Genomic DNA, 24,153 nt, shown 5'->3' with positions numbered 1-24,153 from the left:
TGGGCCCATGGTGCGCCTAGTTGAAGTCACGGCGGGGGTGCTCAGCGGCTGACCACAAGGAAAGGCACAGCAAGGCCAACGACCTTGCTATGCCTTTCCTTGTGGAGCAAAAACGCCAATTACACACCTCAAGACTAAGTAGGCTAGCCGACAGGCCGGGCCCCTTCGGGCCACCTACTGAAAATCGCGGTTTCGAACAAGCCGAACAAGACGTTGATGAGGTAGCCAAAAGCGCCGATGACGACGAGGAGGCCCCATACAGAAGCGGATTCGAAGAACTGCTGCTGGTCGACCAGGAGCCGCCCGAGCCCGCGCCCAGTGCCGATGATGTCGGTCACGAGGGTCACAATCAGCGACATCGATACGCTGATTCGCAACCCGGTCATGATGTTCGGCCCCAGCGAAGGGAAGATCACTTTTGTCAGTCGCTCGACCGGCGTCAGGCCGAGCGTTCGGGCCATCTCCTTGCGTACGGCCGGAATCGTTCGAATACCTGTCACAGTATTCAATAAGATCGGCCAGACGATGGCTAAAACAACAATGGTGACCGATGAAAGCAGCGTAGGACCCAAAAGCAGACCCAAAGCCGGCACCAAAGCCGGCGGTGGAACGGCACGGAAAAAATCGAGAAACGGTGTCAGCGCTCTATCCAGGAGGTTGCTCGATCCAATCAACATCCCGCCCAAGATGCCCAACACTGTGGCCACTACCAACGACAGTATGAACGTTGTCAGAGTCCTTTCGACAGCCGGCCACAACTGTCCCGAATTAGCCATCTCCGCTAGCGCGGGTATCCAAGTTTCGGGCTTGGGGAACGAAAATGGATCCGGCCCTCCAAGAACCTGCCAGAGAACTACAGGGACGATCAGGAGCAGTAGGCCGCGTACTCCCTGGAACGGTTTCAGAAGAGCGCCCCGGGCGTTCCTCGTTCTCTTCACTGCGACTGGGTCGCTAGCTTGTGGCTGGGTCACGATCGTGCTCATGACGCACCTCCAATTGCGCTTCCAATTCCAGGCAGGGCCTTGCGAACCCCTCGAATCATGATGACGTTTAGCAGGTAGCCAATGATTCCTGAGATAATCACCCAAACCCACATTTGTTCAGGCTGTAGGGCAACTTGCGTCCGATAAAGCCTTCCTCCCATTCCCTGAGGATTTATCAACATCTCCGCGACTATTACAACCACTAAAGCATGGATGACTGCCAGTCTCGATCCCACTAAAATGGATGGCAATGCCGCCGGAAAGACTACTTTTCGGAAGGTGTCGCCAGTTGACAGTCGAAATGTTCGGGCCATTTCAAGAAGCCTTGGGTGTATCTGCGCAACTCCTCCGATCGAGTTAATCGTGATCGGCCACAACGCCGAAAATACCGCAACTATCAGCTCGGTTTTAGGCTCAGGACCCCATATAAGCAACGCTATAGGCATGAGCGCAACCACCGGTAGCGAGCGAAGTACATTGACGGTGCCCAGTGTGTAAGTTCGAACAAACGGAGCTAAAGCAATAACCGAACCGAGAATGACGCCCCCGGCAATAGCTATGGCAGCAGCTAGAAGCGTGATGGACAACGTGTGCCCGACATACAGGAGAATCTCTCCTCCTGCGACCATCTCGGCGAACGCCTCAGCGATTCCGATCGGCGAAGGCAGGTACTCGAATCGCAGAAAGGTTGCGGTGGATACCTGCCAAACGGCAACGACCAACAAAATAACTGCAATGCCCGGAACATTGATTCGCGCGTTTAACTTCATGTCGCCCTCCAGCCAGCTACTCGACTTCAAGCGCCAAGGCCAGTTCATGGCGTGCGGCGAGGTATGCAGGCAGTTCCCGTGTATTGATTTGGTGGCGGGGCCTGGCGAGATCGACATCGTACTGAAGAGTTAGCGTCCCGGGGGACCCGGCGATGACAAACACGCGATCACTGAGATAGACGGCCTCGTCCATATCATGCGTGATAAAAAGAATCGTCGCGCCGGTTTGTTCCTTGACCTTCAGCAGCTCGTCCTGAAGTGCAGCTTTGGTCATTGCATCAAGTGCACCGAACGGCTCGTCCATCAGCAGGATACGTGGACGCATCGCTAGTGCGCGGGCAATTTGCACACGTTGCTGCATTCCACCTGAAAGGCGCCACGGGAACTCGTTCCCGCGCGAGTGCAGGCCGACCATTTTGAGCGCTTCGTCCACGCGGGCTTCACGCTCTGCCTTGCTCATAGTTCGTTCAAGGCCCAAACCGACGTTGCGTGCAACGGTGCGCCAGGGGAGCAAGGCGTTGCCGTAGTCCTGAAATACCGTGACTACTGTTGCCGGGGGCCCGTCAATGGCTTGCCCGTACACCCGGGCGACGCCCGAGGTCGGCGCCAGCAGTCCGCCTAGGACGCGTAACAGCGTGGTCTTCCCTGTGCCCGACCGACCCACGATGCCGACTATTTCCCCAGTTTTCATCGCGAAGTTCACGTCTTGCAGAATGGATAATTTCCCACCCTCAGTCGCGAGGTCGACGGAAACCCCTGCCAGATCGAAAGCAAGTCCTTCAGGCGCATCGCCGTGGTTGTCAGCAAACGATGGATTTGTCTCTAACAAAGACTCTTCCTGGTTCATGTGCCACCTTCAATTCTTTCGGGTCCATCGTCACGATTTCAGGCAGTTCGACTGCAATCGGATCTGGACTGCGATATCAGATCAATATAGTTTCGTCGGTTAGCTAGCCGAGTCCCTCTGTATCCCCTCTCAAGCTCGCGCCAAGTTCGGCGCCCGATCCGTCGCCCGCAGCCACTGCTTATTCTCGATGAGGTTCCTGCAAGTCTCGGAGCTGGCCCACTCTTCTGAGGACAGGAGCCGCTGATGGAAGGCCAAGAGGGTGGTGACGCCCTCAATTTCCATGCCCTCAAGCGCTTGAAGCATGCGGGCAGTCGCCTCGGCCCGGGTTGGCGCCCAAGCTATCAGCTTGGCCAGGAGTGGGTCGTAGTAGGGTGTCACTTCCGCACCTGTGGATACTCCGCTGTCGACCCTTACCCCGTCCGCCTCGGGCTCGATCCATCGCGTGATTCGTCCGGGCTGCGGGAGGAAGGATTTCGCAGCGTCCTCTGCGTTGATGCGGCATTCGATCGCATGGCCCCGGACTTGAACTCCGTCTTGGTCGAACGACAGTGGCTCCCCCGCAGCTACCCGAATTTGTTCTTTGACCAGGTCTATGCCAGTGACCATCTCGGTCACTCCATGTTCGACTTGAATTCGAGTGTTCATCTCGAGAAAGTAGAATTTGCCATCTTGAAATAATCCCTCCACGGTGCCCAATGAGTGGTAATTAACGGCGCGGGCAGCGCGAATCGCTGTCTCACCGATAGCAGTTCTTTCTTCAACTGTAAGAATTGGTGCCGGAGATTCTTCAATCAGTTTCTGGTGCCGGCGCTGGACGGAACAGTCGCGCTCGAATAGATGCACGATGTTTCCGAATTTGTCACCGATTATCTGGATTTCGATGTGGCGCGGGTCATCGAGGTATTTTTCGACATATACCGAGGGATCGCCAAAGAATCTTTCGCCTTCGCTGACTGCACCCTCGAACGCCTGTTGCACTTCCGTCGCCGTTCGTGCGACGCGCATACCCCGACCTCCGCCTCCACCGGAAGCCTTCACGACTATAGGGAAGCCTATTTCGTTGGCGATAGCTAGAACTTCATCGCTATCCGTCACCGCCTTCCATACGCCGGGGACTATAGGCACGCCCGCCTGCTCCATGAGACTCCGGGCTTCGATTTTTGAACCCATCTGACGCAGTGCCGACGCGTCTGGACCTATAAATGTGATTCCAGCCGCCTCGCACGCGTCGACTAGCAGGGGATTCTCGGCCAGCAGCCCGTACCCAGGGTGAATGGCGTCCGCTCCTGTAGCTACCGCTGCTCCTACAACGCGTTCGATATTGAGATAGCTTTCCGAAACGGCGTTGCCGCCTATACATACATGTTCATCCGCAACTTGAACGTGAAGTGCATCGGCATCGATCTCCGAGTGCACTGCAACGGTGGCTATGCCCATTTCATGCAACGCTCGATTGATGCGAACCGCGATCTCTCCACGATTCGCAATGAGAACTTTTGAAAACATCTCGTCACCCTCCTCTACAGGGATGCGCCTGATCCAGGCCTGAGCGTCACCACTGGGGCGCCAGGACTGACCGCATCTCCCTCGCTGACATGTATCTCATGGACGATTCCCGGGCTTTCCGCCTCGACAGGAATCTCCATCTTCATTGATTCCAGGATGAGCAGTTCGTCACCTTCGTCGACTGCATCCCCTACTTGTACGAGCATCTTCCACACAACAGCCGTCAGTTCGGCTTCAACGATTGTCACAGGGCTAATCCCTCAACTTTCTTCAGTACTACGGTCACGGACGGACGGTACGTTCACGGACACCCGCTTCAAGCGTTCCGTAGGCCCGCCGAACCCAGCGACACAAGATGGGGCGAGTGTCCCTTGGGTCGATAACGTCATTGATTCCGAACCTCTCCGCTGTACGAAGCGGGGAGCCAAGGGCAGCAAACTGCTCCTCAAGCTCGCGTCGTCGGGCATCAGGATCAACTGCTTGTTCGATATCGCTCTTATATAGAGCATCCACACCGCCCTCAATGGGCATGGGCCCCCAACGCGCAGAAGGCCAGGCGATCCTGTTGTCCAGTCGCCGCGATGGCCCATACGCAGCGCCTCCCACCCCAAACAGGCGGCGGACGACCACCGTATACCACGGAATCGATGCCTGTTCGACGGCGGCAAGCACCCGTAATCCGCGTCGGATCGTTCCGCGCTTCTCCGCTTCTAGGCCTATTAGAGTCCCAGGCTGATCTGCCAAATTAACTACAGGCAAGTGAAAGGTATCGCATAGATCGATATGACGCGTCAGTTTCTCAGCCGCTGCGTCGTCCATGCCACCACCGTAAAATTTCGGATCATTTCCAATGAACCCCACTGGATAGCCGTCCAGACGTGCGAATCCAACTACACTCGATCTTCCCCAGTTTCGACCTATCTCGAATACACTGTCCTGGTCAAAAACGGCATTGAAAATACGGCGAGAATTATAGACTTTACGCACATTCCTCGGAATCGCCGTGAGGAGCGAATCTTCACGACGATTTGGATCGTCTAGAGTCGACAGTCGCGAGGGAAGATCATGCACACTCGGCGGTAGATATGACAAGAATCTTTGTGCCTGTTGAAGCGCGTCTGCCTCATCCATGGCTAGATTGTCTACAACGCCGCTATGTCCAGCATGAACATCCGAGCCGCCGAGTTCCTCTGCTGTCAGGATTTGGTTCATGCCTGCAGCAACAATAGGCGGGCCCGCCGCGAAAACTTGCCCAATGCCCTTCACTTGAACAGAGAAGTGCGAGGCCGCCACCCTCCACGCGCCCAATCCCGGGCTGGGACCACTTGCGATGGAAACAACAGGCACTTGAGACAATATGGAAAGCCAGTCCCACTTAGCGCCCGGCAACATGGTATAGCCGCGATCTTCAATGCTCTTTAAACTCGCCCCGGCCATGTCCACAATCCGAATCAACGGCATCCGCAGCTCGGAAGCTAATTCTTCGATATGAGTCCGTTTGGCAGAACTGGCCTCATTGGGGGTTCCATGTCCGACAGTGTAATCGTCAGCAGCAACTGCCACGTCTCGCGCGTTGATTTGCCCAATACCAGTTACGACATTGGAGGGGATGAAGCTTGAACCTAGTTCGCCTTGTGACTCGTCGGCCACTCCAGTGAGTCCGCCGATTTCCTCAAAAGAGCCGGCGTCCAGGAGATTGTATAGTCGCTTTCGAACGTCCCACTTCCCTTTGGCATGCTGACGTTCGACAGCCTGTTCTCCGCCCATTCTCAGAGCGCGCTTGCGCCTAGCCTCAATCTCCTGGACTTCATGCTCCCAGGAGACCGGTGCTGGAGTCTGCGACAACAGAACTTCCGATTGTTCTTCAGCGCGCATTCAGTACTCCGGAGTACTGTTCGCGGAGAGCGACCTTGTCGATTTTTCCGAGCGCGTTGCGCGGAAACTCGTCTACAAAGTGCACCTCTCTCGGCGCCTTATAGCCTGCGAGTCTTTCACGCACACGTTCCGTGATGTCTTGGCGAATATCTTCCTCGGTTCGCGCAATGGGACCAGATAGTTTGACAATCCCGAGCGCGCGCTCTTCAAAGATTGGATCGGGTACGCCAATGACGGCTACTTCTGCAACGTCGTTGACAGTGGTGATGACGTCTTCGACTTCCTTGGGATAAATATTCTCGCCGCCCGAAATAATCATGTCTTTTTTGCGGCCGACAATGTACAGATATCCCTCCGCATCCATTCGGGCAAGGTCTCCCATCATGAGGAAGCCGTCCTTAGTTAATGCTTCTGAAGTGAGGTCTGGGCGTCCGTAGTATTCGGTCATCAAAAACTCAGACTTCACCTGCACTTCGCCGACCTCGTCAGGCCCCAATTCGTTGCCATGATCGTCAACAATCCTCACTTCAACTCCCGGTGCGGGCCGGCCTATGGACGATAATCTCTCGTGGAACTCGTCACCGCTAATCGAGGAGACCATCCCCGATTCGGTCGAGCCGTAGAAGTGCACAAGTTGCGCATTGGGGAACGCTTTTTGTATGCGCAGAAATTGGTCAGGAGCTGCACCATTGCCGCCGATACCGCAGTACTGGATCTTGCCTGTATCGACAACGTCCAGGGCACCGGATTCGAACAACAACTCGAACTGGGCAGGAACGCCAGAGATGTGTGTGATCCCTTGTTCTATGTGACCCGCTGCCCGGTTTGGATTGAATTTGTAGATACGCGTCCTACCACCCTGCAGGAGCGTTTGTAGCGGACCGGTTCCTCCTCCGACATGGAACTGCGGTGCCCCCCGCAGGACGAAAGATCGCCGGCCTTGCGGTTGCACCATAACAGAGACGATTGCTTCCATGATCCTCTGCCGTTGCGTTCTCGCCACGCCTTTGACTTGACCGGTCGTACCACTTGTAAAAATGATCTCGTGAGGCGAATTCTCGTCACTTGCGAAGACAGCGTCGGGGTCGCTGTCCACAAACAGACTCTCCCAACGCTCCCATCCCTTCGGCAGCGACGCATCGGAATCAGTCAGGACAAACCGACGCTCGATTCCCAGGCCGTCGGACACTTCCGTCATCTTCTCGAGGTAGTCAGGGTGCACGATGATGCAGGCAGGGCGCACAAGCTCAAGAGCAGCTCGAAGTTCCGGTCCCCGCAGCCAGAAGTTGAGTGGGCTGAATCGCAGCCCCGCCTTGGCGGTGCCGAAATAAGCTATCAGGTAGTCAGCACAGTTTGGGCTCAGCCAAACCACTGCGTCACCGGGGCACAGCCCCTTTTGAATGAACCCTGCTGCAACACGCGTGGTGTCCCGATGCCATTCTCCGTAGGTATAGGACTTCTCAGTGTCTTCGATGGCGATACGGGTCTCGTTCGCCTTCCCAAGCGTGCGGACCAGCTCTTGATAGTTCAACATTAAAGCTCTCCCCTCTTCGAAACGGAAACATTGGGCCTGATGGCTACTACCACCGTGTCGGCCAGCTCATTAGCGGCTTATCGTGCGTTTGCTCTGCGTAGCGTGGGACAAGCCGTTCAAGGTCTCTCACAAGAGTCAGCCTTGTCTCGGCGGGATCAATCACTTCGTCGATCCTCATGCGCTTAGCTGGAATATATGCGTCGAATTCCGTGTCAAACTCCTCCCCGGATTCCGCCAGCACACTTTGACGCTCAGTTGCCGATAAGCCGCCCAAATCGCGTCCTCTGACGACTTGCGCACCTGCCTTTTGATCCATGAATCCAAAGGCGGCGCTTGGCCAGGCATAGAGCCCGTCCACGGCCTCAAAGACACCACCCAGCGCGAAGTATCCAAACCCGTACGCCTTGCGCATCACTACCGTCAGCTTTGGAACGGTCGTTAGCGAGAAGGCCTGCTGCATCATGATCGCTTTTGCGAGTAGCCGATTATGCTCGACGGACTTTCCAACCATGAAGCCCGGCAGATCTTGGAGAAAGATCAGGGGAAGGTTGAAAGACTCACAGAGGCAAATGAAGCGGACGGCCTTATCGCATGAGTCAGGATCAAGCGCTCCAGCTTGAACCATCGGTTGACTGGCGAGTATCCCGACTGAATAGCCTCCGATCCTGGCAAAGGCGGTAATCAGTGGCTTGCCGAAGTCCGGCTGGATTTCTAGGATTTGTCCGTCATCGGAAAGCCTCCGCAGTACCCTGCGCATGTCATAAGCGCGCCTCATTCGACTCGGAACGAGGTCCGCCAACGTGCCGTCGGTTAGAGACTTCACATCGAAGTCCAGTCGCTCCGGCACTCGGTCCGCGTTGGACGGAAGATACCCCAGGACGTTACGCACGATGTCCGCCGCTTCGCTGAAATCCGAAGCCCCAAAATCTACTTGTCCGGTTTTACTAAGATGCACGTCAAGACCGCCCAGCTCCTCGGCCGTCACGGATTCGCCAGTAGCAACTTCAATCAAACGTGGGGACGTGATTGACGTGCAGGCCCCCTTGACTTGAACGACGATGTCGGAATGAGCCGCCGCAAAGGAGGATCCGCCGTAAGACTGACCGGTGATGACACTCACCATCGGGATACGACGCTGCCGCGTGGCGGCCGCTCGGTCCAGGTCCATCTCGGTCAGGCCCTCAGCGCCGAGGATGTCGGGGATCCGGGCTCCGGCGCTCTCGCCTAAGACTACGAATGGATTACCACGCTGTAGTGCTTGGGCAAATAAGCGTTTTTTGCGACGCGTTCCCATAGTCGCGGTGCTGCCGCGCTTCACAGTCACGTCATCGCCGATAATCGTGATGGGCCGGCCGCCGACACTGCCATGCCCGCCGATTTTTCCATCACCAGGCGTTGTCGCCTCATCGTCAGGGCGACCAGATACGACGAAGGTTCCTGTTTCGACAAAACTCCCGTCGTCACAGATCTCGTCGATCCGCGATCGCACAGATTGGGCCCCCAGTTCGGCAAGCCGCTCTCGCACGGCGGCGCTGTCGAAGCGGTCCCTGACTGCGCCACGTCTCCGGTGAAGTTCGTCAACAAGGCGTTGCTGGCCTTCGTCGCGCAAGCGCGCACTGGCGTTGGGTGGCGGGGTGGTCTTGTTTGTGGGTGTGGGTGTGGGTGTTTGGTGCATTATTGGGCTCCGATGGGCTGGGCCGGTTGGGGCAGCATTTGCAGGGCTTTGCGTTTGGCTGCTTCCATGTCGAAGCGGCTCCGCATCACGTACCGCTGTGCGTAGATGCCTCCGCCGGCGTGGATCGTCGTGACGTTCGTCCATCCGCCAAAACCGTCTGCGGTCAGGTTTCGGATCAGATGGAACAGCCGCATGCGGTATTCGCCGGATTCCCCGGCTCCGGCCATGTATTTGTCGAGCAGTCCGTTGAGTTCGTCGTTGTCGAGGTCCCGCAGGGATGGTGATGTGACGATGGAACCGCCGGCTACGTCTTGCAGGTTGCGCACTGCTGTGCTCCAGCCTGTGGCCGCGAACACCTTGGCTGCGTTGATGTAGAGCTCGTTCGGCGAGTAAACGCCTTCCTTGGATACGGAGGCGTGGACCATGGCAGCGTCAAGAGCCGCCCGGAGCAGGGTGGCGTTCAGGACCAGTTCGTTGATCTTGTCGTTGATATGGCTGATCTTGTGGGTGCCGTTGGCTTCGGCAATCAGCTGTGCCAGACCGGCGGCCTGCTCTGCCCGGTTCACCTGGCCGGCTGTGGCTCCCATCCGCTCCCAGAGCCCGAGGCTGTGGGCGAACACCGCGGCCTCATTGATCTGCCCCTCGAGGAATATCCGCTCATTCGGCACGAACACATCGTCGAAGATCACGAAACCCTCAGGAATCGCACGATTCCAGCTCAGCGGGTAGTCACGCGGATCGGGTTCGGTTTCGGCGACCGGTGAAACGGCGACGATCTTAACCCCGGGCGCATTCACGGGAACGCCACAGGCGATGGCGTAAGCTTCTTCGCCCGGCTTCATGCGCTTGGTGGGCATGACCATCATCTCGTGCGCCATCGCGGCTCCGGTGATATGTAGCTTCGCGCCCCGGATGACGACACCATCAGGGCGTCGCTCCACTACCCGCAGATACTGATCGGGGTCCGGCTGGGCGCCTGGAGACAAGGAACGGTCGCCCTTGGCGTCGGTGATGCACTGAACCATGCGCACGTCACGGCGGCGGCAGTCCTCGACATACTTGCGGATTCGCCCCGAGCCTTCGGGGAATACCTCGTCGAGCCGATCCGCAGCCGTGAGCAGGGCCATGAAGGACTGGTAGGTCAGGTGCACGAGCATGTCGGCGCCGTGGAGTTGGTCAAGCCGTTCCCGCAACTCCTCCGGACTGCGCGGGGAGGCGAAGAGAGGATTAACAGCATCTCCGCCAGCGTCATGGAATCGGTCGTAAACGTCGGCAAAGCGCTTCAGGGTGGTATCAAACTCGCCCACCGCCGTGATGTCCGCGATGCGTTCGCCCCGGAAAAATACTGCGCGCCCGTCGGCGAGCGACTCAAGATACTGTGCGCCGGTCAACATTGACGGGCCTCCCTTTCACTGCGTGTGGTCTAGGTAACAGGAGATTAGCACTTGTTCACGATATCAACAATTACTATTCGGAACTGTTTGGGGGTTTCCCTATACTGGTGGGTAGGAGGCTCCACAAACGAACTCTAGGATTGGACCGACTTCATGGCAGACGAACCCCGCAATGCGGCCCTTGGCATCACATACCTGTTAGGCCAGTTGGGCAACCTCGCGGTGCGTGACTTTAAGAACCGCATGAAGTCGTATGCCCTGCACCCCCGGCAGTACGTCATCCTCAGCCAGTTGCGGGACGATCCGGGGATCTCCCAGCAAACGCTCAGCGACCGCCTCCTGGTGCACCGAAGCGCGATGGTCGGCCTGCTGGACGAACTTGAGTCCCGCGGCTACCTCTCCCGCGAAAGAAATCTCGAGAACCGGCGCGAACACTCCCTCGTTCTGTCCAAGGACGGCCGCGACCTGCTCGACTCCCTGCGCGAGACTGCCGCCACGTTCGAAAAGGACTTCCTCTCCAGCCTCACCAACGCCGAAGCGAAAAAACTCAAATCACTCCTCCAAACCGTCGCTACCGCACACGGCATCGAAACAACCACCCCCAACCACGAATTGGTTGTGGTGAAGCAATAACCGTTCATGCGGGCTTCCTCGAATTTTTAGTGAAGAACCTTAGGCGGGCCCGAGTGGTCCTAAAGCGTTCAGCTGTCGTGTCCCAAAGAGTCGACCGGGCCACCGCCTAAGCGCAGAGAGGACATGGGTTTCTGCTAGCTTGCGGTCCACCGTTTTTGGGCATGCAGTAATCCCGCCTCATCGCTGCTGTCTCCTTGATATCCAGCGAGGGGTGGCTGGTTCTAGTGCGACGCGTGTTCTCCTACTGTGCGCCCTACGAGGATCGGAGTAGCGTGGGAGCGTCATTGCCCCGGCTGGGTTCCACGGATTGAAGGAGAAGAATCGTGTCGATTGTCGTCATCAATGCACTGAAGGTCCCGGAGGGTTCGGGTTCCGAGCTGGAGTCCCGCTTCGCGGCACGCAAGCATGCGGTGGACTCCGCTCCCGGCTTTGAGGGCTTTCAGTTGCTGCGTCCCGTCGCCGGTGAGGACCGCTACTTCGTGTACACCCAGTGGGCCACGCGTGAGGATTTCGAGAACTGGCGGGACAATCGGGCGCCGCGTGATCACAACAGCTCACAGCAGCCGGTCGCCAGCGGTGCGGATCTGCTCGAGTTCGAGGTTGTCGAACTCGCGGATTAGGTTGCGGGCTGCCCTCGACGAAAGAGCGCTGCGAAGCCGCCGAGGACGAGGAGGGCGGCGGCCAGAGCTGCGAGGACAACGGGTGGCACGGAACCGAAGGCCAGCCCAAAGCCGGCAGACCCCAGCGCCTGGCCGGTTGCCAGTGCGATAAACAGCATGGAGGTTCCGGCTCCGGCGCTGCCAGGCCACACGCTGCGTGCCCAGAGGATGAGCACGCCGGACAGGCCCATGTAGCCGGCGCCGAAGACGGCCATGCTGGCATAGGCGGTCCAGGAGCTGCCGGTGGCCACGGATACCGTGACGCCTGCAATGGCCAGCGCCAGTACGCCGGCAAAGAAGCACCATCCTGCTTGTGTGCCCAGCCGGTGGACCAGTGCTCCGGTGAGGACGCCGAGGAACCCGCCCAGGCCGAGGGCGATCCATAGCCATCCGGCCTGCTCGGTAGCGACGGATTCGGCGTCGGTGAGCAGCAGCGGGCCGAACGTCCAGATCAAGGCCGAGCCGGCACCGGCAATGACCGCTGCCATGCTTGGAATGACGAGTAGCCGCCACGGTCCAGGTTGAGGCCCGCGGCTCGACCTCCGCGCTGGGGCAGTGCCGGCGGAGTGCCCAAGATCGGTCCGTGAGCGCGCGGAGTACCACGCTGCCACCGCCGTCGTCGCACACAACAGCCCCATGAGCACCCAGGCCGGACCGACCGACGCCGCGGCCGAGGCCACTAGCCCGGCGCCGATCACTCCGACCGCCGTTCCGGAGTTAACCAGAGACTGCGCAGTAGCGGAGGCTAGAGGTGGGACCGCCGCGTCAATCACCGGGACCAAGGACGGAGAGGCGAAGCCCCCGCCCATGCCGCCGATAAAGACGGCCACTACGAACATCGCCGGCGACGAGGCCGAGGCGACCCCCAGACACCCAACAGCCGCGGTGGCCCCGGCGAGCAGCAGACCGGCACGAGGAGCGCGATCAACGAACCGCGCGGCTGCCAGCGCAGCTAAGGAATACGAGGTGAACTGCGCAGCGGCCGCCCATCCGAGGACGTCCGTGAGCTCCGGCCGCTGCATGGCCAGGAGCGGGGCGAAGAGGCCGACTCCAAAGCGGGCCATGCCGTAGGTTGCGGCGATCAACAGCATCCCGGCGAACGCCACCCCGAGCCCGGGCCGGGTTTCGCGGCCGATAGTTTCCTTGCTCATCCCGCCTCCGACTGCATAACGACCGTTACACCATAACGAGCGTTATACTAGCCCCATGGCCGACCCCTTGAACACCCGCGACCGCATCCTGAATGCGGCCGAGCAGTTGTTCTTCCAGCAAGGAATCAGCGTGACCGGCGTGGACCGGGTTGCGGCAACGGCCGGAGTGGCGATCGTGACGCTCTACAAACATTTCGGCGCCAAGGACAACCTGCTGCGCGAAGTGCTCGCACGGCGGCTGGAGAGCTGGACCCGGCACTGGGACGAAGCGATCGCGCGTGCCACCACCGCGGAGGACCGGTTGCTGGCGGTCTTCGACGCCATTGAAACCTTCCGGGCCTCGTCCAACCAGACCCAGTGGTGCAGCTTCTTGGCCACCGCGTCGGAGCGCCCCGCGCCGACGGACGGCCAAGATGACCCAGTGTTCGAGCTGATCCGCCTGGACACGGAGATGGTCACCGAGCGGTTGGCGACGCTGGCGAAAGAGGCAGGCTGCCCGGATCCGGCCACGGTTTCCGCGGTCCTGCTGCTCCTTTACAACGGAGTACTCAGCAGCCTGCTCCGGGGTGAGCCCAGCAACCCGGTGGAGCACGCGCGTACTGCGGTGCGCACGATCATGCGAGCCGGCGTCGGGCAGCCCCATGCGGCCCGGTCCTAGCAACAGCGCTCGAAAATCGGCGCAGAAGCGCCCCGAACGCCAAGCTGTTCCTCCGTGTCAGGTTTTCTTCGGTATAGGGTCGGGCCGTATGGCGCTGCGACTTGTCCAGGTGAATTTCAAGGCTGCGATGACTCGGCTCTCGGCGCGTTTTGGGCGGAGGCGCTCGGCTGGGGCGTTTCCAGTGAGGGGCCCGGGGTGACCAACGTTGAACCCGCGGTGTTCGACTGGCCGGACGCCGCCGCCGTCTGCGTCGACGTGGTTACCGTCCCCGACCCCGAGACGGTGAACTACCGCGCACATCTCGATCTCGCCACCACGTCGGCGGCCCACCAGGCCGAGCTGGTCACGCGCCTGCAGGAGCTCGGTGCGACGCGTCCCGACATAGGCCAAGGGGATGTGCCATGGACGGTGATGGCCGACCCGGAGGGCAACCTGTTCTGTGTACGGGAGCCTCGGCCGATCTACCGGGACATCGGGCCGGTGGCCGCGGTGGTGGTCAACTGCGCGGATCCGCCGGCCATGGCCCGATTCTGGGGCGAGGCGATGGACTGGACCCTGCACGAGGTGACCGACGATCATGCGCGGCTGCGCTCGGCCGAAGGCGTCGGGCCGCACCTTGAGTTCCTCCGCACGCCGGACCCGGAGTCCGTGTGCGGCCGTGTCCACCTCGACGTGAAGCCGTATCCCGGTGACGATCAAGCGGCCGAGGTGGCCCGGCTGCGCGCTCTGGGCGCCACTGACGCCGACCTCGGCCAAGGCGACGTGCCATGGGTGTGCCTCGCCGACACCGAGGGCAACGAGTTCTGCGTCCTCACCCCCGGCTGACGCAGAGCCCTGCATCCAGCGCATGAGTGTGGGGCCGCCCTCGAGGAACTCGGGTGCGCCCTTAAGGTGAAAGCGGCGGTGCCTGCCGCTGAGGGCAGGCACCGCCGTCGAAGTTCCTGGCCTTGTCAGTCGAGGGCTACGGCGCAATCAGCACGGGGTATAGGTTCGGCCGCCCGGCGCATAGCATCGGGGCCCGTTGTACCCGGAGTATCCGCCGGAGAAACCATAATCGTCGTCGTCCTCCCAATCAGATGAATAGTCGTACGGGATGTACACCCGACTGCTGATGCTGTAATTGCTCGTGTAGTTGGTCCGCTTGGCCTTGACCTTGACGGTGATGTCGTACTCTTCGTCCGCCAATTTCACCTTGTAGGTGGACTTGGTAGCACCTTTGATTGGGCTGCCGTTGCGATACCACTGGTAGGAGTACGACGTCGGTCGGGGGGAGTAAGTGCCCTTGGACGCCTTCAGGGTGTGGCCGACCTTCTTTGTTCCGGAAATCTTCGGCCGGGTCTTCAGCTTAAAGACGGCCTTGCCGACCTTGTAGGCGGAGCTCTCCATGGCGTAACTGGAGTAGCCTGCCTTCTTGGCCGTCACCTTGACACCGACCCGCTTGCCGATCTGGCTGCCGGATAGCCTATAACTGGATTTTGTGGCGCCCTTGATTTTCTTGCCGTTGGCGTACCACTGGTAGGAATAGGACGTCGGTTTGGGGGAGTAGCTACCCCTGCTTGCCTTGAGAGTGTGGGTGGCTTTCTTCGTGCCGGACACCTTGGGGGCGCTCATAACTCTGAAGCTGCCCTTGCTGATCTTGACGGCTTTGGCGGTCGTCTTATAAGTCGTGTACCCACTCTTGGTAGCGGTGACCTTGACGGTAATCGTCCGACCGATGTCCTTGATGGTCGGCTTGTACCAAGGCTTGGTAGCCTTGCTGATGGCTTTGCCTGACCGATACCACGCGTACGTAGTCACGACACCGGCGGGCCACTTCGAGTCCGCCCTCAGCTTGTGTCCGTGTTTAGCTGCTCCGGCAATCACTAGAGCCCGGGTGGGAACGATTGCGCAGGGGGCGACATGCTGCTCAAGCGAAGTCCGTTCAACCGAATCAGACCCTTCCAGATCGCCGCGCACCCGGACCGAGATTTTCGTGTTCAAGTCGGCGGTTGCCAGGGTGTAATCGCGCCCAGTGGCGTCTTGAATACCCCGGCCGTTACGCAGCCACTGGTAGGAAAGGGTCCTTTCGGACGGCAACCAGTTTCCGGGCTTGGCCGTCAGCGTCCTGCCGACGCAGAGGGTGCCGGAGAGCGTCGGAGTCTGAGCGGAAATTTCTCCCCTGACCGACGAGGGGACGGCTGCCGATGCTGGTTCCGGCAAGGCTGCTGCCCCGGAGCCCAACAGTGCGAGAGACATGATGAATCCGATGACCATTGGCCACGGACGGAGCGGGCGCCGGTTTGTTTCCGGGCGCCGCAAGTGCATTTTCATTTGTGGTGTTTCCCCAACTTCTGTACTTTCGAGATCCGCTGAGTGCGAGTGGATCCTGCACAGGATACGTGACCCCGAGCATCCCTTTGCGCATTGGCGCGTGCATCGGTCATCTGAAGGGCGGGAAGAGCGTACCGGCGACGAAGCAGAGGCTGTTGGAAGCTCACTCCAGACTCGGCTGAGCTCGCTGCCGCAAACGCGGCAGCGGTCAGGCGGGTGACTCGACGAGGGCGGGGGTGGGGTTGGCCAGGCGGCGCAGTTTGGGGATGGGGATGCGGTAGTTGAGCGCCACGGCGGTGCCGGAGCCGTCGCGATGCGTCCAGCGCATGAGCGCGGGGCCGCCGTCGGGGCCGCCTTCGAGGAACTCGGGAGCGCCGTCAAGCGGGAGATGGCCGCTGGCCTTGAGGCTGAGGCCGAACTGTTCGGTCCAGAAGTAGGGGCGGAAGTCGAGCTCCGGGGCGTCGTCGCCGTTGAGCAGGGCCAGGGCGGCGGCCTTGCTCTGCTCGATGGCGCTGGTCCAGAGCGGGATCCGGGCGATGCCGCGGGCGGTCGGGAAGGCCGCCACGTCGCCGGCGGCGACGATGTCCGGACGCAAGCGGCCGCGGCTGTCGACTTCCAGCCGTCCGCCGGTCAGGAGCCCGCTGTCCGTCAGCCATCCGGTGTTCGGGATGTCGCCGATGGCACTGACCACCAGGTCGGTAGCAAGGGTGGAACCGTCGGCCAGCTCCACCAGCGGATGCCCGTCCGCTTCGCGCAGGCCAACGGCCCGGGCCGGAGCGAACTTGAGGCCCTGGCTCAGGCCTGCGGCGAGGAAGACCTCGGAAAGATGCGGGCCCAGCTGCTGGGCCATCGGCTGGTGGTGCGAGGCGAGCGTAACTTCGCAGCCCGCGGCCAGGCAGCCGGAGGCGATCTCCATGCCGAGGGCGCCGCCGCCGACTACTACCACCGAGGGTTTGTTGGCGATCCGGCGCCGCAACTCCAGCGCGTCCTCCAGAGTGCGCAGGGTCAGCTCATGCCTGCGCGCGGCCGGGTCAGCGCTGCTCAAGCGGCGTGCCCGTGAGCCGCTGGCGATGACCAGGCCGTCGTACGGAAGGATGCTGCCGTCGTCGAGCACTACCGTCTTGAGGTCCGGGTCCAGCTGCAGAGCCCGGCGGCCCAAGAGCTCGCGGGCCTCGTGGGTGGAAGGCGGCAGCTGGTGGGAGGTCATCTCCTCCGCGTCCAGCAGCGCTGCCTTGGAGAGCGCCGGGCGGCTGTAGGGTGCGTGGTGCTCGTCGCCGACGATGGTCAGCTGACCGTCGAAGCCTGCGGCGCGCAGCGAGTCGCTGGCCGTCAGGCCGGCAATGCCGTTGCCGACGACGACGATGCGTTCCAGCCGCACGGTCACGCCAGGCGGAGTGCGGCGACCGGGCAGACCCGGGCGGCCTGCTTTGCCGCGTCGAGCTGGTCCTCGTTGACGTGCACCACGTCCAGCACCAGTTCGCCTTCATCGTCCAGGTGCATCAGCTGCGGTGCGACTTCCTCGCACAGGCCGTGTCCTTCGCAGCGCGGCCGGTCCAGGATGATTTCCATCGGTGTCCTCCACTCGAATCTGTGTGTGGCTTGCTTCACAAACCGGGTTATTGAAAGCTTGGCAGGGCCGCTGGTGTTCGGCAAATGAATAGTTTTTATCCGTGGTGTGCATCGGATGAATAGATAGCTAGACTGGGCGAACAGCGCTGGATGTGCCCGCGCTCACCCCGAACGGAGGTTGCGATGTCGTCACTTGATCCGCCGGCGGATGCCCGGCCGGAGACCGCGATGGATGCGGACCTGGCGCGGCTGGCCTCCGTCGACCTGAACCTGCTGGTGCCGCTGCTGGCGTTGCTGGAGGAGCGGTCCGTGACCAAGGCTGCCGGCAAGGTGGGACTGTCCCAGCCGGCGATGAGCCACGGGTTGAACCGGACCCGTCGCCTGCTCAACGACGAGCTCCTGGTGCGCCAGGGCCGGGGAATGGTGCTTACGCCGCGCGCCGCGGAACTGATCGCACCGCTGCGGCAGGCGCTGCACCAGGCGGCGCGGATTGTCAGCGCATCGTCCTTTGACCCCGCCGTGGATACCCGGCTGATCACGGTGGCGATGACCAACAGCACCGCGTTCGTGATCGGCAGCGAGCTCAGCCGGCTGTTGGCGGAGCGCGCGCCGAACACCGTGCTGCAGCTGCGCACCACCAGCGTGGCCACCAGCGCGCCGTTTGTGGAGGACGCGGCCGACGTGGTGCTGTTGCCCGAGGCGTTTCCCTCGCCGCATCCCCGGGAGCGCCTGTACGACGACCGGTGGGTGGTGGTGGCGTCGTGGAACGAGCCCCGGGACGCCGACGCCCTGCAACTGCTGGAGCAGGTCCCGCACGTGTTTCCCGACTCGCCCTCGGAGCGTCTGCGTCCGTACGAAATTCTGGACGAGAAGAGCATCCCCTACCGGGTGCGCCAGCGGGTGTCCGACCACCTGTTCGTGCCGCATCTGATTGCGCAGTCCGGCCGCGGCGTAGCGATCCATCGGTACCAGGTGGGGCTGGAGTTCGAGGGCCGGTTCGACCTGCGGGTGGAGGAGTTCCCGTTCCCGGTGGAGCCGCTGGGCATCGACATGGTCTGGAATCCGTGGCTGGCCGACGGCGCCTTCAAGACCTGGCTGCGGGAAATCCTGCTCGAGGCGGCCGAGCCGCTGCGAGCCCGGTACAAGTTACCCAGCTAGCCCCTTCCTTCTCCGGGGCGCACTGACAACGACGACGGCGGTGCCCGCCCAGGTGCGCAGAAGCGTCGACGGCGATGCTCGCCGAGGCGAGCACCGCCGTCGTTGTTCCTCTGGGGTTAGCGCGTGGTGAAGGGCAGCACCAGCCGGGACTGGTGCTCGGCGTCGCGGTAGATCTTGTGCGTGACGGGGCGGCCCACCGGCAGGTGGAAGGCATCCGGCGGGAGAAGCGCGTTGTGCTCGTCGGCCAGCGGCTCGGCGTTGGACAGTTCCGCGGTCAGCTTGTGGCCCGGCTTGAACGTGTTCGCGAACGGGTAGAGGCGCACCGCGTACTCCTCGATTTTGCCCGGTTCCACCGGCACGGAGCGGGTGTGCGGGTGGTACGGGTTGCCCTCGGTGGTGCGCTCGTCGAGCTCGCGGTGCGAGGCCTTGAGGTAGCCGCTGGTGATCAACTGGCGCTTGCCGTTGGGGGCGTAGTCCCAGAGGCGCAGGATGAAGTTGGTGTCCGGCTGGTCGATCTCGGCGAAAATGTGCGCGGCACCGGTGCCGATCATCTCCGTGGCCTCCTCGAAGGTGTCGGTGCTCCAGTTGATGATCTGGACCTTGTCCGTCACGGTCAGCGGGGCCTGGTAGAAGCCGTCCGGCGCAGCGTACTCGGCACCCATCAGCTCCGGCTCGGCGGAGAGCTTGTGGCGCGGGCGCAGGTACAGGGACTTGTACTCGATCTCCTTCGGTGGCCACGCCTCGGCGGTCACCACCTCGCGCGAGCCCTCGACGAAGACGCTCACCGCAGGCTCGTCCATCACGCCGTTGTCGATGCCCTTGATCCAGTAGTCGTACCAGCGGAACATCTTGTCGTGTTCCTCGATGAAGGGGCGCGACTGCATCGGCGGGTAGGGGCCGATGTCCAGCTTCTTGGGGCCCTTGAGCGCGTTGTAGAGCTCGATGGTGCCGTCCAGCGTCCAGCCGCGGCCCTGGTCCAGCTGCAGCCAGACCGGAATGTCGATGTTCGGGGCCAGCGTGATCGGGTTACGCTCCTCGTACCACTCGCCGTCGAGTTCGTTCATCACGATGTCGAACCAGGCCTCGTGGTTCTTGGGGTAGTTCAGCACGTGCACCAGGTTGGGCCAGGCGGCGACGTCCGGATCCTGCAGGCGCTGGGCGACGAGCTTCTTCAGCTCCTCGGGGGAGTACTTCTCGACCATGCGGGACTTGACACCGTCGGTGAAGGCCCAGCCGGAGTCGCCGCCGCGGCCTTCGCGGGCGGCGCGCGGCATGAACCACATGACGCCGCCGTGGTAGGTGGTCTCGTAGAAGTCGTAGTGGCCGCCGGAGACGAAGATGGCCTTCAAGTGCGGCGGGCGCTCGGCGGCGGCCAGCACCTGCATGGAGCCGAAGTAGGAGATGCCCACCATGCCGACGTTGCCGTCGCACCACGGCTGCTCGGCGACCCACTCGATGAAGTCGTAGGCATCCTGGCCCAGCGAGACGCCGCCGGCGTTGTAGTTGCCGATGTGCTCGCCGCCGGAGTCGCCGGAACCGCGCAGGTCGCCGATGACGTGGACGTAGTCCTCCTTGACGATCCGGGCAATGTCGCCGGCCTCGATGCAGCCGTCCCACATGGGGCTGGGGCGGCGCTGCGGCGGAGTGGTCAGCGCCAGGGCCTGCAGCTCCTTGCCGTACGGGCTCAGGGCCACCAGTGCCGGCCGCGGCTTATCGTCAATGCCCTGGTAGACGTCTGCGGCGAGCTCAACGCCGTCGCGCATCGGGACCCGGAGGTCCTTGCGGATGGCGATCTTTTCCCCACCGGCATTCCACGTCGTGAAATCAGTCATGTGTGCAACTCCTTGTCAACGGCCGAACGCCCATGCCGCTCCGGGCGGGCATTCGCTCCCATCATATTATTATAATAAAGTGGCTGTGGGCAAGGCCACAGGTTCAGGGGCCCACAATGGTTGAGGACCACCCAGCCGGTTTCGGAGTTGAGGAGATCAAGTTGACGCACGAAGTGAAAGTCCATCCGCTGGTGTCGCCGTGGGGTCGGTTCGGCCTCTACAGTTTCTTCATCGACGCCCCCGAACCGGCCATTGTGGATACCGGGATCGCCTCGTCGCCGGTGGAGGGCATGATCCCCGAACTCGAGAAGCTGGGCCGCCGCATCGAAGACGTGCGCTGGATCCTGCTGACCCACGGCCACATCGACCACCTGGGCGGGGCCCAGGCCCTGTGGGAGCTCACCGGGCGCAAGGCGCAAGTGGTGATCCACGAGGGCGACGCCCCGCTGCTGCGCTCCCGGCGCGCACACGTGGACAACTACGTCCAGGTGCGCCAGCAGTACCTGGACAACCCGAACGCCCTCGAGGAGCAGACGCAGGCAGCCAACAAGGTCATCTCCGGCGAGATGGAGCCGACCCTGCTGGTGCAGGGCGGCGAGAAGCTGGACCTGGGCGGCGGCGTGACCGTCTCCGTGCACCACATTCCCGGCCACACCGCCGGCTCCGTGGCCTATGTCATCGATGGGCAGAACGACGTCTTCGTGGGCGACGCGGTGCAGGCCCACGGTGCCGCCAACGGCTTCCCCGGCTACGAGGATCCGGCCGCCTACCGGAAGAGCCTGGAGTACCTGCGCGACGAGGTCGGGCCCAACCGCCTCTTCCTGGGCCACCCGTACCGCGACGCGAACGGCGAGCCCTACGAGATCGGCCTCGACGCAGAGCGCGCCCGCGAGGCCCTGCAGTACAGCATCGACCTCGAGTCCCGCATCGCCGCCGCCGCCCGGCAGTGCCTGAAGGACGGGCTGCAGGTCACCGACTCGGCCTACTCCCCGTTCGAGCCGGTTGCCGAAGTGATCGGCTATACCGGAAACCCGGCGCTGGAGCCCTCCCCGTTCTTCACCACGCTGCACGGCTACCGCCAGGAGTTTGAGGCGGCCCGCTGACGGCTTGAGTGGCGGGCATCAGCGCTCCCCACCTTCCAACCTCCCCCACTTCCAAAAGCACTGCGCGGATATGGCCCCTTTTCGCGTCGGCGAGGGGCCATTTCCGCGCAGTCGTTTGGGCAGGGGCGGCAGCTAGAAGAACGACGGCGGCGCGCACCCTTCGCTGGGTGCGCGCCGCTTTGGTGCGGGGCGCCGGGAAGCGGGCATCGCCGTCGGGCCCCTTAAAGTAGGGCCCCTTAAAGATGGCTCGCGGGACCGCGAAGGGGAGCAGGACGGCGTCGTAAAGCGGGAGGGCGGAGCAGAGAAAGCAGAAAAGCGGCGGCACGGGTCCGAAGACCCGTGCCGCCGCTTTCGGCAGGCCGGAGGATGCTGAACGCGCTCAGCCCTGGTTCAGGAACTCCGACGTCTCCTGGAAGGCCCGGTAGAACTCCGGGATCCAGAAGAAGTCCTGGACGAAACCGTGGTTGGCCCCGGCGTAGCGGCTGACCGTGGTGTCCACGCCGGCGTCCTTCAGGCGCTGGCCGTAGAGTTCGCCCTCGTCACGCAGCGGGTCGTACTCGGCGGTGATGACCAGGGCCTTCGGCAGGCCGGAGAGGTCCTCGCGCTTGATTGGGGAGACCAGCGGATCGGCGGGATCCGCGCCGCTCTCCAGGTAGAAGGAGTTCCACGGCTTCAGCGCCGGGGTCTCCAGGCCGTAGCCGGTGGCGTTCTCCCGCAGCGAGGCGTAGCGGTCCTCGTCGAAGTCCAGGTCCACCGACGGGTAGTACAGCACCGAGTGCGTGATCCGGTCGAAGCCCTCGTCATGCGCCAGAGCCGTCACCGCTGCCACGAAGTTGGCGCCGGAGCTGTCGCCCGCGAGGGCCAGGTTCTTGCCGTCCCAGGCCAGGCTCCCGCCCTGCTCGGCGGCCCAGCGGACCACGCCGTAGCACTCCTGCAGGCTGGTGGGGAAGGGTGCCTCCGGTGCCAGTTGGAAGCCGACGGAGATGACCTTGTAGCCGCTCTCCTTGGCCAGGGCGCGCGCCACGTGGTCGTGTGTTTCCAGGCTGCCGGAGAAGAACGCGCCACCGTGGAAGTACACCAGCAGACCGTAGGACTCGGCCTCGGCCGGAGTGTAAATCCGCACCGGGACGTCGCCCGCCGGCGTGGCTGCAACGGTGTCCTCGACGGCGTGCAGCGGCAGCCGGTCCTCCAGCGGGGCGACGAACTGCAGGTCGCCCGCGCGCTTGCCCTCGGGGTCCGGCCGCGTGCTGTGGTCGAACGGCGGCAGCGAGGCGAGGAGTTTGCCGATTTCGGGGTGGATGGTCACTCGACACCAGCTCCCTTCTCGAAGGACGTGGTCTCCGGGAAGGAGTCACCGATGTCGAACGGCTTGCGGGAGATGTCCTGCAGCACGTCGGTGATCGGCTTGCGCTTGGCCTGGTAGGTGCGCAGGGCATCCTGCAGGTCGGCGCCGTCCTTGATGGCGTCGGCCAACCAGGCGGCGTCCTGCATGGCGGAGTTGGCGCCCTGGCCCTGGTGGTGCAGCATGGCGTGAGCGGCATCGCCCACCAGGGCAACGCTGTTGGTGTGCCAGTTCGGCTGCTTCTCGATGTCGTAGACGCCGCGGTTGGTCATCGAGGCGATGTCCAGTTCCTGGCCGATCTTCTGCAGCCGCTCGTCGAAGCCCTCCAGCAGCGCTCCGATGTATTCGTGCGTGACCTCCGGCGCCCAGGCGGTGTCGTCGCTGGGGGCGGTGATGTCGAAGGAGACCTGGTTGCGGTGGCGCAGCGGCAGGAAGTACACGGTGGTGCCGTTCAGGCCCACGTAGACGCGGAAGTTGTCGTTCTCCACCAAGCCGTAGGCGTCATCGGCGGAGATCACGGCGCGCATGGCGATGGTGTGGGAGAACACCGGCTGGACTTCGCCGAAGATCTGGTTGCGGACGCTGGAGCGGATGCCGTCGGCGCCCAGGACCAGATCGGCGGTGACCTCGACGCCGTTCTCGAACTTCACGGTGGCGGAGTCGCCGTTGTCGGTGACGGTGATCATCTTGTGGCCGATGTTCACGCGCTCGGCCGGCAGCAGGCGCAGCAGGGTCTCGATGACGTCGCCGCGGTGGACCATGCGGCAGTGGTTGGTCTGCTCGTACTCGTTGATGCCCGGCCACGGATCGCGGGCGATGAGCTCGCCGTTGGACTGGTAGACCTCGATGGCGTCCGAGGGGGCGGAAACCTTGGCGAACTCTTCGAACACGCCCCACTTGCGCAGCACCTCGACCGTCGGCGGGCGCAGGCCGATGCCGGCTCCTACTTCGCCCAGCTCGGGGGCCTGCTCGTAGACGTGGACGTCGGCGCCGAGCTGGAGCAGGGCCAGAGCGGCGGAAGCGCCGGCGTAGCCGCCGCCAACAACGGCAACCTTCAGGTTCTGGATGTCGGAAGTCTTCATGATTCTGTGTTCCTTCACTGGACGCCGCGGGGGCGACCTCGGGGGTGAGATGGATGGTGGGGTCCCGCCGTC

The 24,153-nt window shown here is 62.2% G+C and carries 22 protein-coding genes; 6 read left to right on the top strand and 16 right to left on the bottom strand.

The window, feature by feature from the left end; genetic code table 11:
- Positions 1 to 143: 143 nt before the first annotated feature.
- From MNQ99_RS17215 to MNQ99_RS17175, 9 genes are all read right to left on the bottom strand, one after another.
- Positions 144 to 707: an ABC transporter permease gene (locus MNQ99_RS17215; protein ID WP_241913824.1), complete on the bottom strand. Its 564-nt coding sequence runs from the start codon at positions 705 to 707 to the stop codon at positions 144 to 146.
- A 272-nt stretch (positions 708 to 979) separates the two neighbouring features.
- Positions 980 to 1,753, bottom strand: coding sequence for an ABC transporter permease (locus MNQ99_RS17210; protein WP_241913823.1), 774 nt, complete (start codon positions 1,751 to 1,753; stop codon positions 980 to 982).
- Between the two features lie 16 nt (positions 1,754 to 1,769).
- Positions 1,770 to 2,600, bottom strand: a complete 831-nt coding sequence (locus tag MNQ99_RS17205; RefSeq protein ID WP_241913822.1) for an ABC transporter ATP-binding protein — start codon at positions 2,598 to 2,600, stop codon at positions 1,770 to 1,772.
- A 129-nt stretch (positions 2,601 to 2,729) separates the two neighbouring features.
- Positions 2,730 to 4,106, bottom strand: coding sequence for an acetyl-CoA carboxylase biotin carboxylase subunit (accC, locus tag MNQ99_RS17200; protein WP_241913821.1), 1,377 nt, complete (start codon positions 4,104 to 4,106; stop codon positions 2,730 to 2,732).
- A gap of 14 nt (positions 4,107 to 4,120) precedes the next feature.
- On the bottom strand, positions 4,121 to 4,354 hold the full coding sequence (locus MNQ99_RS17195) for a biotin/lipoyl-binding carrier protein (RefSeq protein ID WP_241913820.1): 234 nt from the start codon (positions 4,352 to 4,354) through the stop codon (positions 4,121 to 4,123).
- Positions 4,355 to 4,388: 34 nt separating this feature from the next.
- Positions 4,389 to 5,981, bottom strand: a complete 1,593-nt coding sequence (locus MNQ99_RS17190) for an acyl-CoA carboxylase subunit beta (protein WP_241913819.1) — start codon at positions 5,979 to 5,981, stop codon at positions 4,389 to 4,391.
- Positions 5,971 to 7,515 carry a class I adenylate-forming enzyme family protein gene (locus MNQ99_RS17185; protein ID WP_241913818.1) on the bottom strand — a complete coding sequence of 515 codons (1,545 nt, stop codon included), beginning with the start codon at positions 7,513 to 7,515 and terminating at the stop codon, positions 5,971 to 5,973. The genes MNQ99_RS17190 and MNQ99_RS17185 overlap by 11 nt, the downstream gene beginning before the upstream one ends.
- 46 nt (positions 7,516 to 7,561) lie before the next feature.
- Positions 7,562 to 9,124 carry an acyl-CoA carboxylase subunit beta gene (locus MNQ99_RS17180; protein WP_241913817.1) on the bottom strand — a complete coding sequence of 521 codons (1,563 nt, stop codon included), beginning with the start codon at positions 9,122 to 9,124 and terminating at the stop codon, positions 7,562 to 7,564.
- Between the two features lie 65 nt (positions 9,125 to 9,189).
- A complete protein-coding gene (locus tag MNQ99_RS17175) occupies positions 9,190 to 10,584 on the bottom strand; it encodes a 4-hydroxyphenylacetate 3-hydroxylase N-terminal domain-containing protein (protein WP_241913816.1) in 1,395 nt (464 codons plus the stop codon).
- A 153-nt stretch (positions 10,585 to 10,737) separates the two neighbouring features.
- Here MNQ99_RS17175 and MNQ99_RS17170 point away from each other — a divergent pair, with 153 nt between their 5' ends.
- On the top strand, positions 10,738 to 11,217 hold the full coding sequence (locus tag MNQ99_RS17170; protein ID WP_241913815.1) for a MarR family winged helix-turn-helix transcriptional regulator: 480 nt from the start codon (positions 10,738 to 10,740) through the stop codon (positions 11,215 to 11,217).
- 323 nt (positions 11,218 to 11,540) lie between these two features.
- Positions 11,541 to 11,837 (top strand): antibiotic biosynthesis monooxygenase family protein, encoded by a 297-nt coding sequence (locus tag MNQ99_RS17165; protein ID WP_241913814.1) that lies wholly within the window; start codon positions 11,541 to 11,543, stop codon positions 11,835 to 11,837.
- Here MNQ99_RS17165 and MNQ99_RS17160 read toward each other — a convergent pair.
- Entirely contained in the window at positions 11,834 to 13,027 is a 1,194-nt protein-coding gene (locus MNQ99_RS17160; RefSeq protein WP_241913813.1) for an MFS transporter, read from the bottom strand. The two genes, MNQ99_RS17165 and MNQ99_RS17160, sit on opposite strands and share 4 nt — an antisense overlap.
- Before the next feature lie 55 nt (positions 13,028 to 13,082).
- On the opposite strand from MNQ99_RS17160, the gene MNQ99_RS17155 reads away from it, so the two are divergent.
- On the top strand, positions 13,083 to 13,685 hold the full coding sequence (locus MNQ99_RS17155) for a TetR/AcrR family transcriptional regulator (RefSeq protein ID WP_241913812.1): 603 nt from the start codon (positions 13,083 to 13,085) through the stop codon (positions 13,683 to 13,685).
- 54 nt (positions 13,686 to 13,739) lie between these two features.
- Positions 13,740 to 14,510 (top strand): VOC family protein, encoded by a 771-nt coding sequence (locus tag MNQ99_RS17150; RefSeq protein WP_241913811.1) that lies wholly within the window; start codon positions 13,740 to 13,742, stop codon positions 14,508 to 14,510.
- Positions 14,511 to 14,657: 147 nt separating this feature from the next.
- Here the strand turns inward: MNQ99_RS17150 and MNQ99_RS17145 are convergent, their stop codons facing one another.
- From MNQ99_RS17145 to MNQ99_RS17135, 3 genes are all read right to left on the bottom strand, one after another.
- Positions 14,658 to 15,920 (bottom strand): hypothetical protein, encoded by a 1,263-nt coding sequence (locus tag MNQ99_RS17145; protein ID WP_241913810.1) that lies wholly within the window; start codon positions 15,918 to 15,920, stop codon positions 14,658 to 14,660.
- A 283-nt stretch (positions 15,921 to 16,203) separates the two neighbouring features.
- Complete coding sequence (locus MNQ99_RS17140) at positions 16,204 to 17,379, bottom strand: NAD(P)/FAD-dependent oxidoreductase (protein WP_241913809.1); 1,176 nt, start codon at positions 17,377 to 17,379, stop codon at positions 16,204 to 16,206.
- A complete protein-coding gene (locus MNQ99_RS17135; protein WP_127515140.1) occupies positions 17,376 to 17,564 on the bottom strand; it encodes a ferredoxin in 189 nt (62 codons plus the stop codon). Before MNQ99_RS17135 ends, MNQ99_RS17140 begins: the two co-directional genes overlap by 4 nt.
- 183 nt (positions 17,565 to 17,747) lie before the next feature.
- Between MNQ99_RS17135 and MNQ99_RS17130 the strand changes: the two genes are divergently transcribed.
- Entirely contained in the window at positions 17,748 to 18,722 is a 975-nt protein-coding gene (locus MNQ99_RS17130; RefSeq protein WP_241913808.1) for a LysR family transcriptional regulator, read from the top strand.
- A gap of 116 nt (positions 18,723 to 18,838) precedes the next feature.
- Here the strand turns inward: MNQ99_RS17130 and MNQ99_RS17125 are convergent, their stop codons facing one another.
- Entirely contained in the window at positions 18,839 to 20,554 is a 1,716-nt protein-coding gene (locus MNQ99_RS17125; protein WP_241913807.1) for a CocE/NonD family hydrolase, read from the bottom strand.
- Between the two features lie 161 nt (positions 20,555 to 20,715).
- Between MNQ99_RS17125 and MNQ99_RS17120 the strand changes: the two genes are divergently transcribed.
- Entirely contained in the window at positions 20,716 to 21,657 is a 942-nt protein-coding gene (locus MNQ99_RS17120) for an MBL fold metallo-hydrolase (RefSeq protein WP_241913806.1), read from the top strand.
- Positions 21,658 to 22,036: 379 nt separating this feature from the next.
- Here MNQ99_RS17120 and MNQ99_RS17115 read toward each other — a convergent pair whose 3' ends face one another.
- Together MNQ99_RS17115 and MNQ99_RS17110 are read right to left on the bottom strand one after the other, a co-directional pair.
- The gene (locus tag MNQ99_RS17115; protein ID WP_241913805.1) at positions 22,037 to 22,963 is read right to left on the bottom strand and encodes an alpha/beta hydrolase; all 927 of its coding nucleotides are present in this window, start codon (positions 22,961 to 22,963) and stop codon (positions 22,037 to 22,039) included.
- The gene (locus MNQ99_RS17110; protein WP_241913804.1) at positions 22,960 to 24,081 is read right to left on the bottom strand and encodes an FAD-dependent oxidoreductase; all 1,122 of its coding nucleotides are present in this window, start codon (positions 24,079 to 24,081) and stop codon (positions 22,960 to 22,962) included. Before MNQ99_RS17110 ends, MNQ99_RS17115 begins: the two co-directional genes overlap by 4 nt.
- Positions 24,082 to 24,153 lie beyond the last annotated feature (72 nt).

The sequence above is a fragment of the Arthrobacter sulfonylureivorans genome, from assembly GCF_022637435.1.
GTDB classification, from domain to species: Bacteria; Actinomycetota; Actinomycetes; order Actinomycetales; family Micrococcaceae; genus Crystallibacter; species Crystallibacter sulfonylureivorans.
The sequence above is the reverse complement of the archived record's forward strand: the minus strand, read 5'-3'. Positions and strand labels throughout refer to the sequence as shown.

Coding starts and splice junctions, on each gene's coding strand:
- MNQ99_RS17210 (WP_241913823.1), bottom strand. CDS start 1,753: ATGAAGTTAAACGCGCGAATCAATGTTCCGGGCATTGCAGTTATTTTG.
- MNQ99_RS17205 (WP_241913822.1), bottom strand. CDS start 2,600: ATGAACCAGGAAGAGTCTTTGTTAGAGACAAATCCATCGTTTGCTGAC.
- accC (WP_241913821.1), bottom strand. CDS start 4,106: ATGTTTTCAAAAGTTCTCATTGCGAATCGTGGAGAGATCGCGGTTCGC.
- MNQ99_RS17190 (WP_241913819.1), bottom strand. CDS start 5,981: ATGCGCGCTGAAGAACAATCGGAAGTTCTGTTGTCGCAGACTCCAGCA.
- MNQ99_RS17185 (WP_241913818.1), bottom strand. CDS start 7,515: ATGTTGAACTATCAAGAGCTGGTCCGCACGCTTGGGAAGGCGAACGAG.
- MNQ99_RS17175 (WP_241913816.1), bottom strand. CDS start 10,584: ATGTTGACCGGCGCACAGTATCTTGAGTCGCTCGCCGACGGGCGCGCA.
- MNQ99_RS17170 (WP_241913815.1), top strand. CDS start 10,738: ATGGCAGACGAACCCCGCAATGCGGCCCTTGGCATCACATACCTGTTA.
- MNQ99_RS17160 (WP_241913813.1), bottom strand. CDS start 13,027: ATGAGCAAGGAAACTATCGGCCGCGAAACCCGGCCCGGGCTCGGGGTG.
- MNQ99_RS17155 (WP_241913812.1), top strand. CDS start 13,083: ATGGCCGACCCCTTGAACACCCGCGACCGCATCCTGAATGCGGCCGAG.
- MNQ99_RS17145 (WP_241913810.1), bottom strand. CDS start 15,920: ATGTCTCTCGCACTGTTGGGCTCCGGGGCAGCAGCCTTGCCGGAACCA.
- MNQ99_RS17135 (WP_127515140.1), bottom strand. CDS start 17,564: ATGGAAATCATCCTGGACCGGCCGCGCTGCGAAGGACACGGCCTGTGC.
- MNQ99_RS17130 (WP_241913808.1), top strand. CDS start 17,748: ATGTCGTCACTTGATCCGCCGGCGGATGCCCGGCCGGAGACCGCGATG.
- MNQ99_RS17125 (WP_241913807.1), bottom strand. CDS start 20,554: ATGACTGATTTCACGACGTGGAATGCCGGTGGGGAAAAGATCGCCATC.
- MNQ99_RS17110 (WP_241913804.1), bottom strand. CDS start 24,081: ATGAAGACTTCCGACATCCAGAACCTGAAGGTTGCCGTTGTTGGCGGC.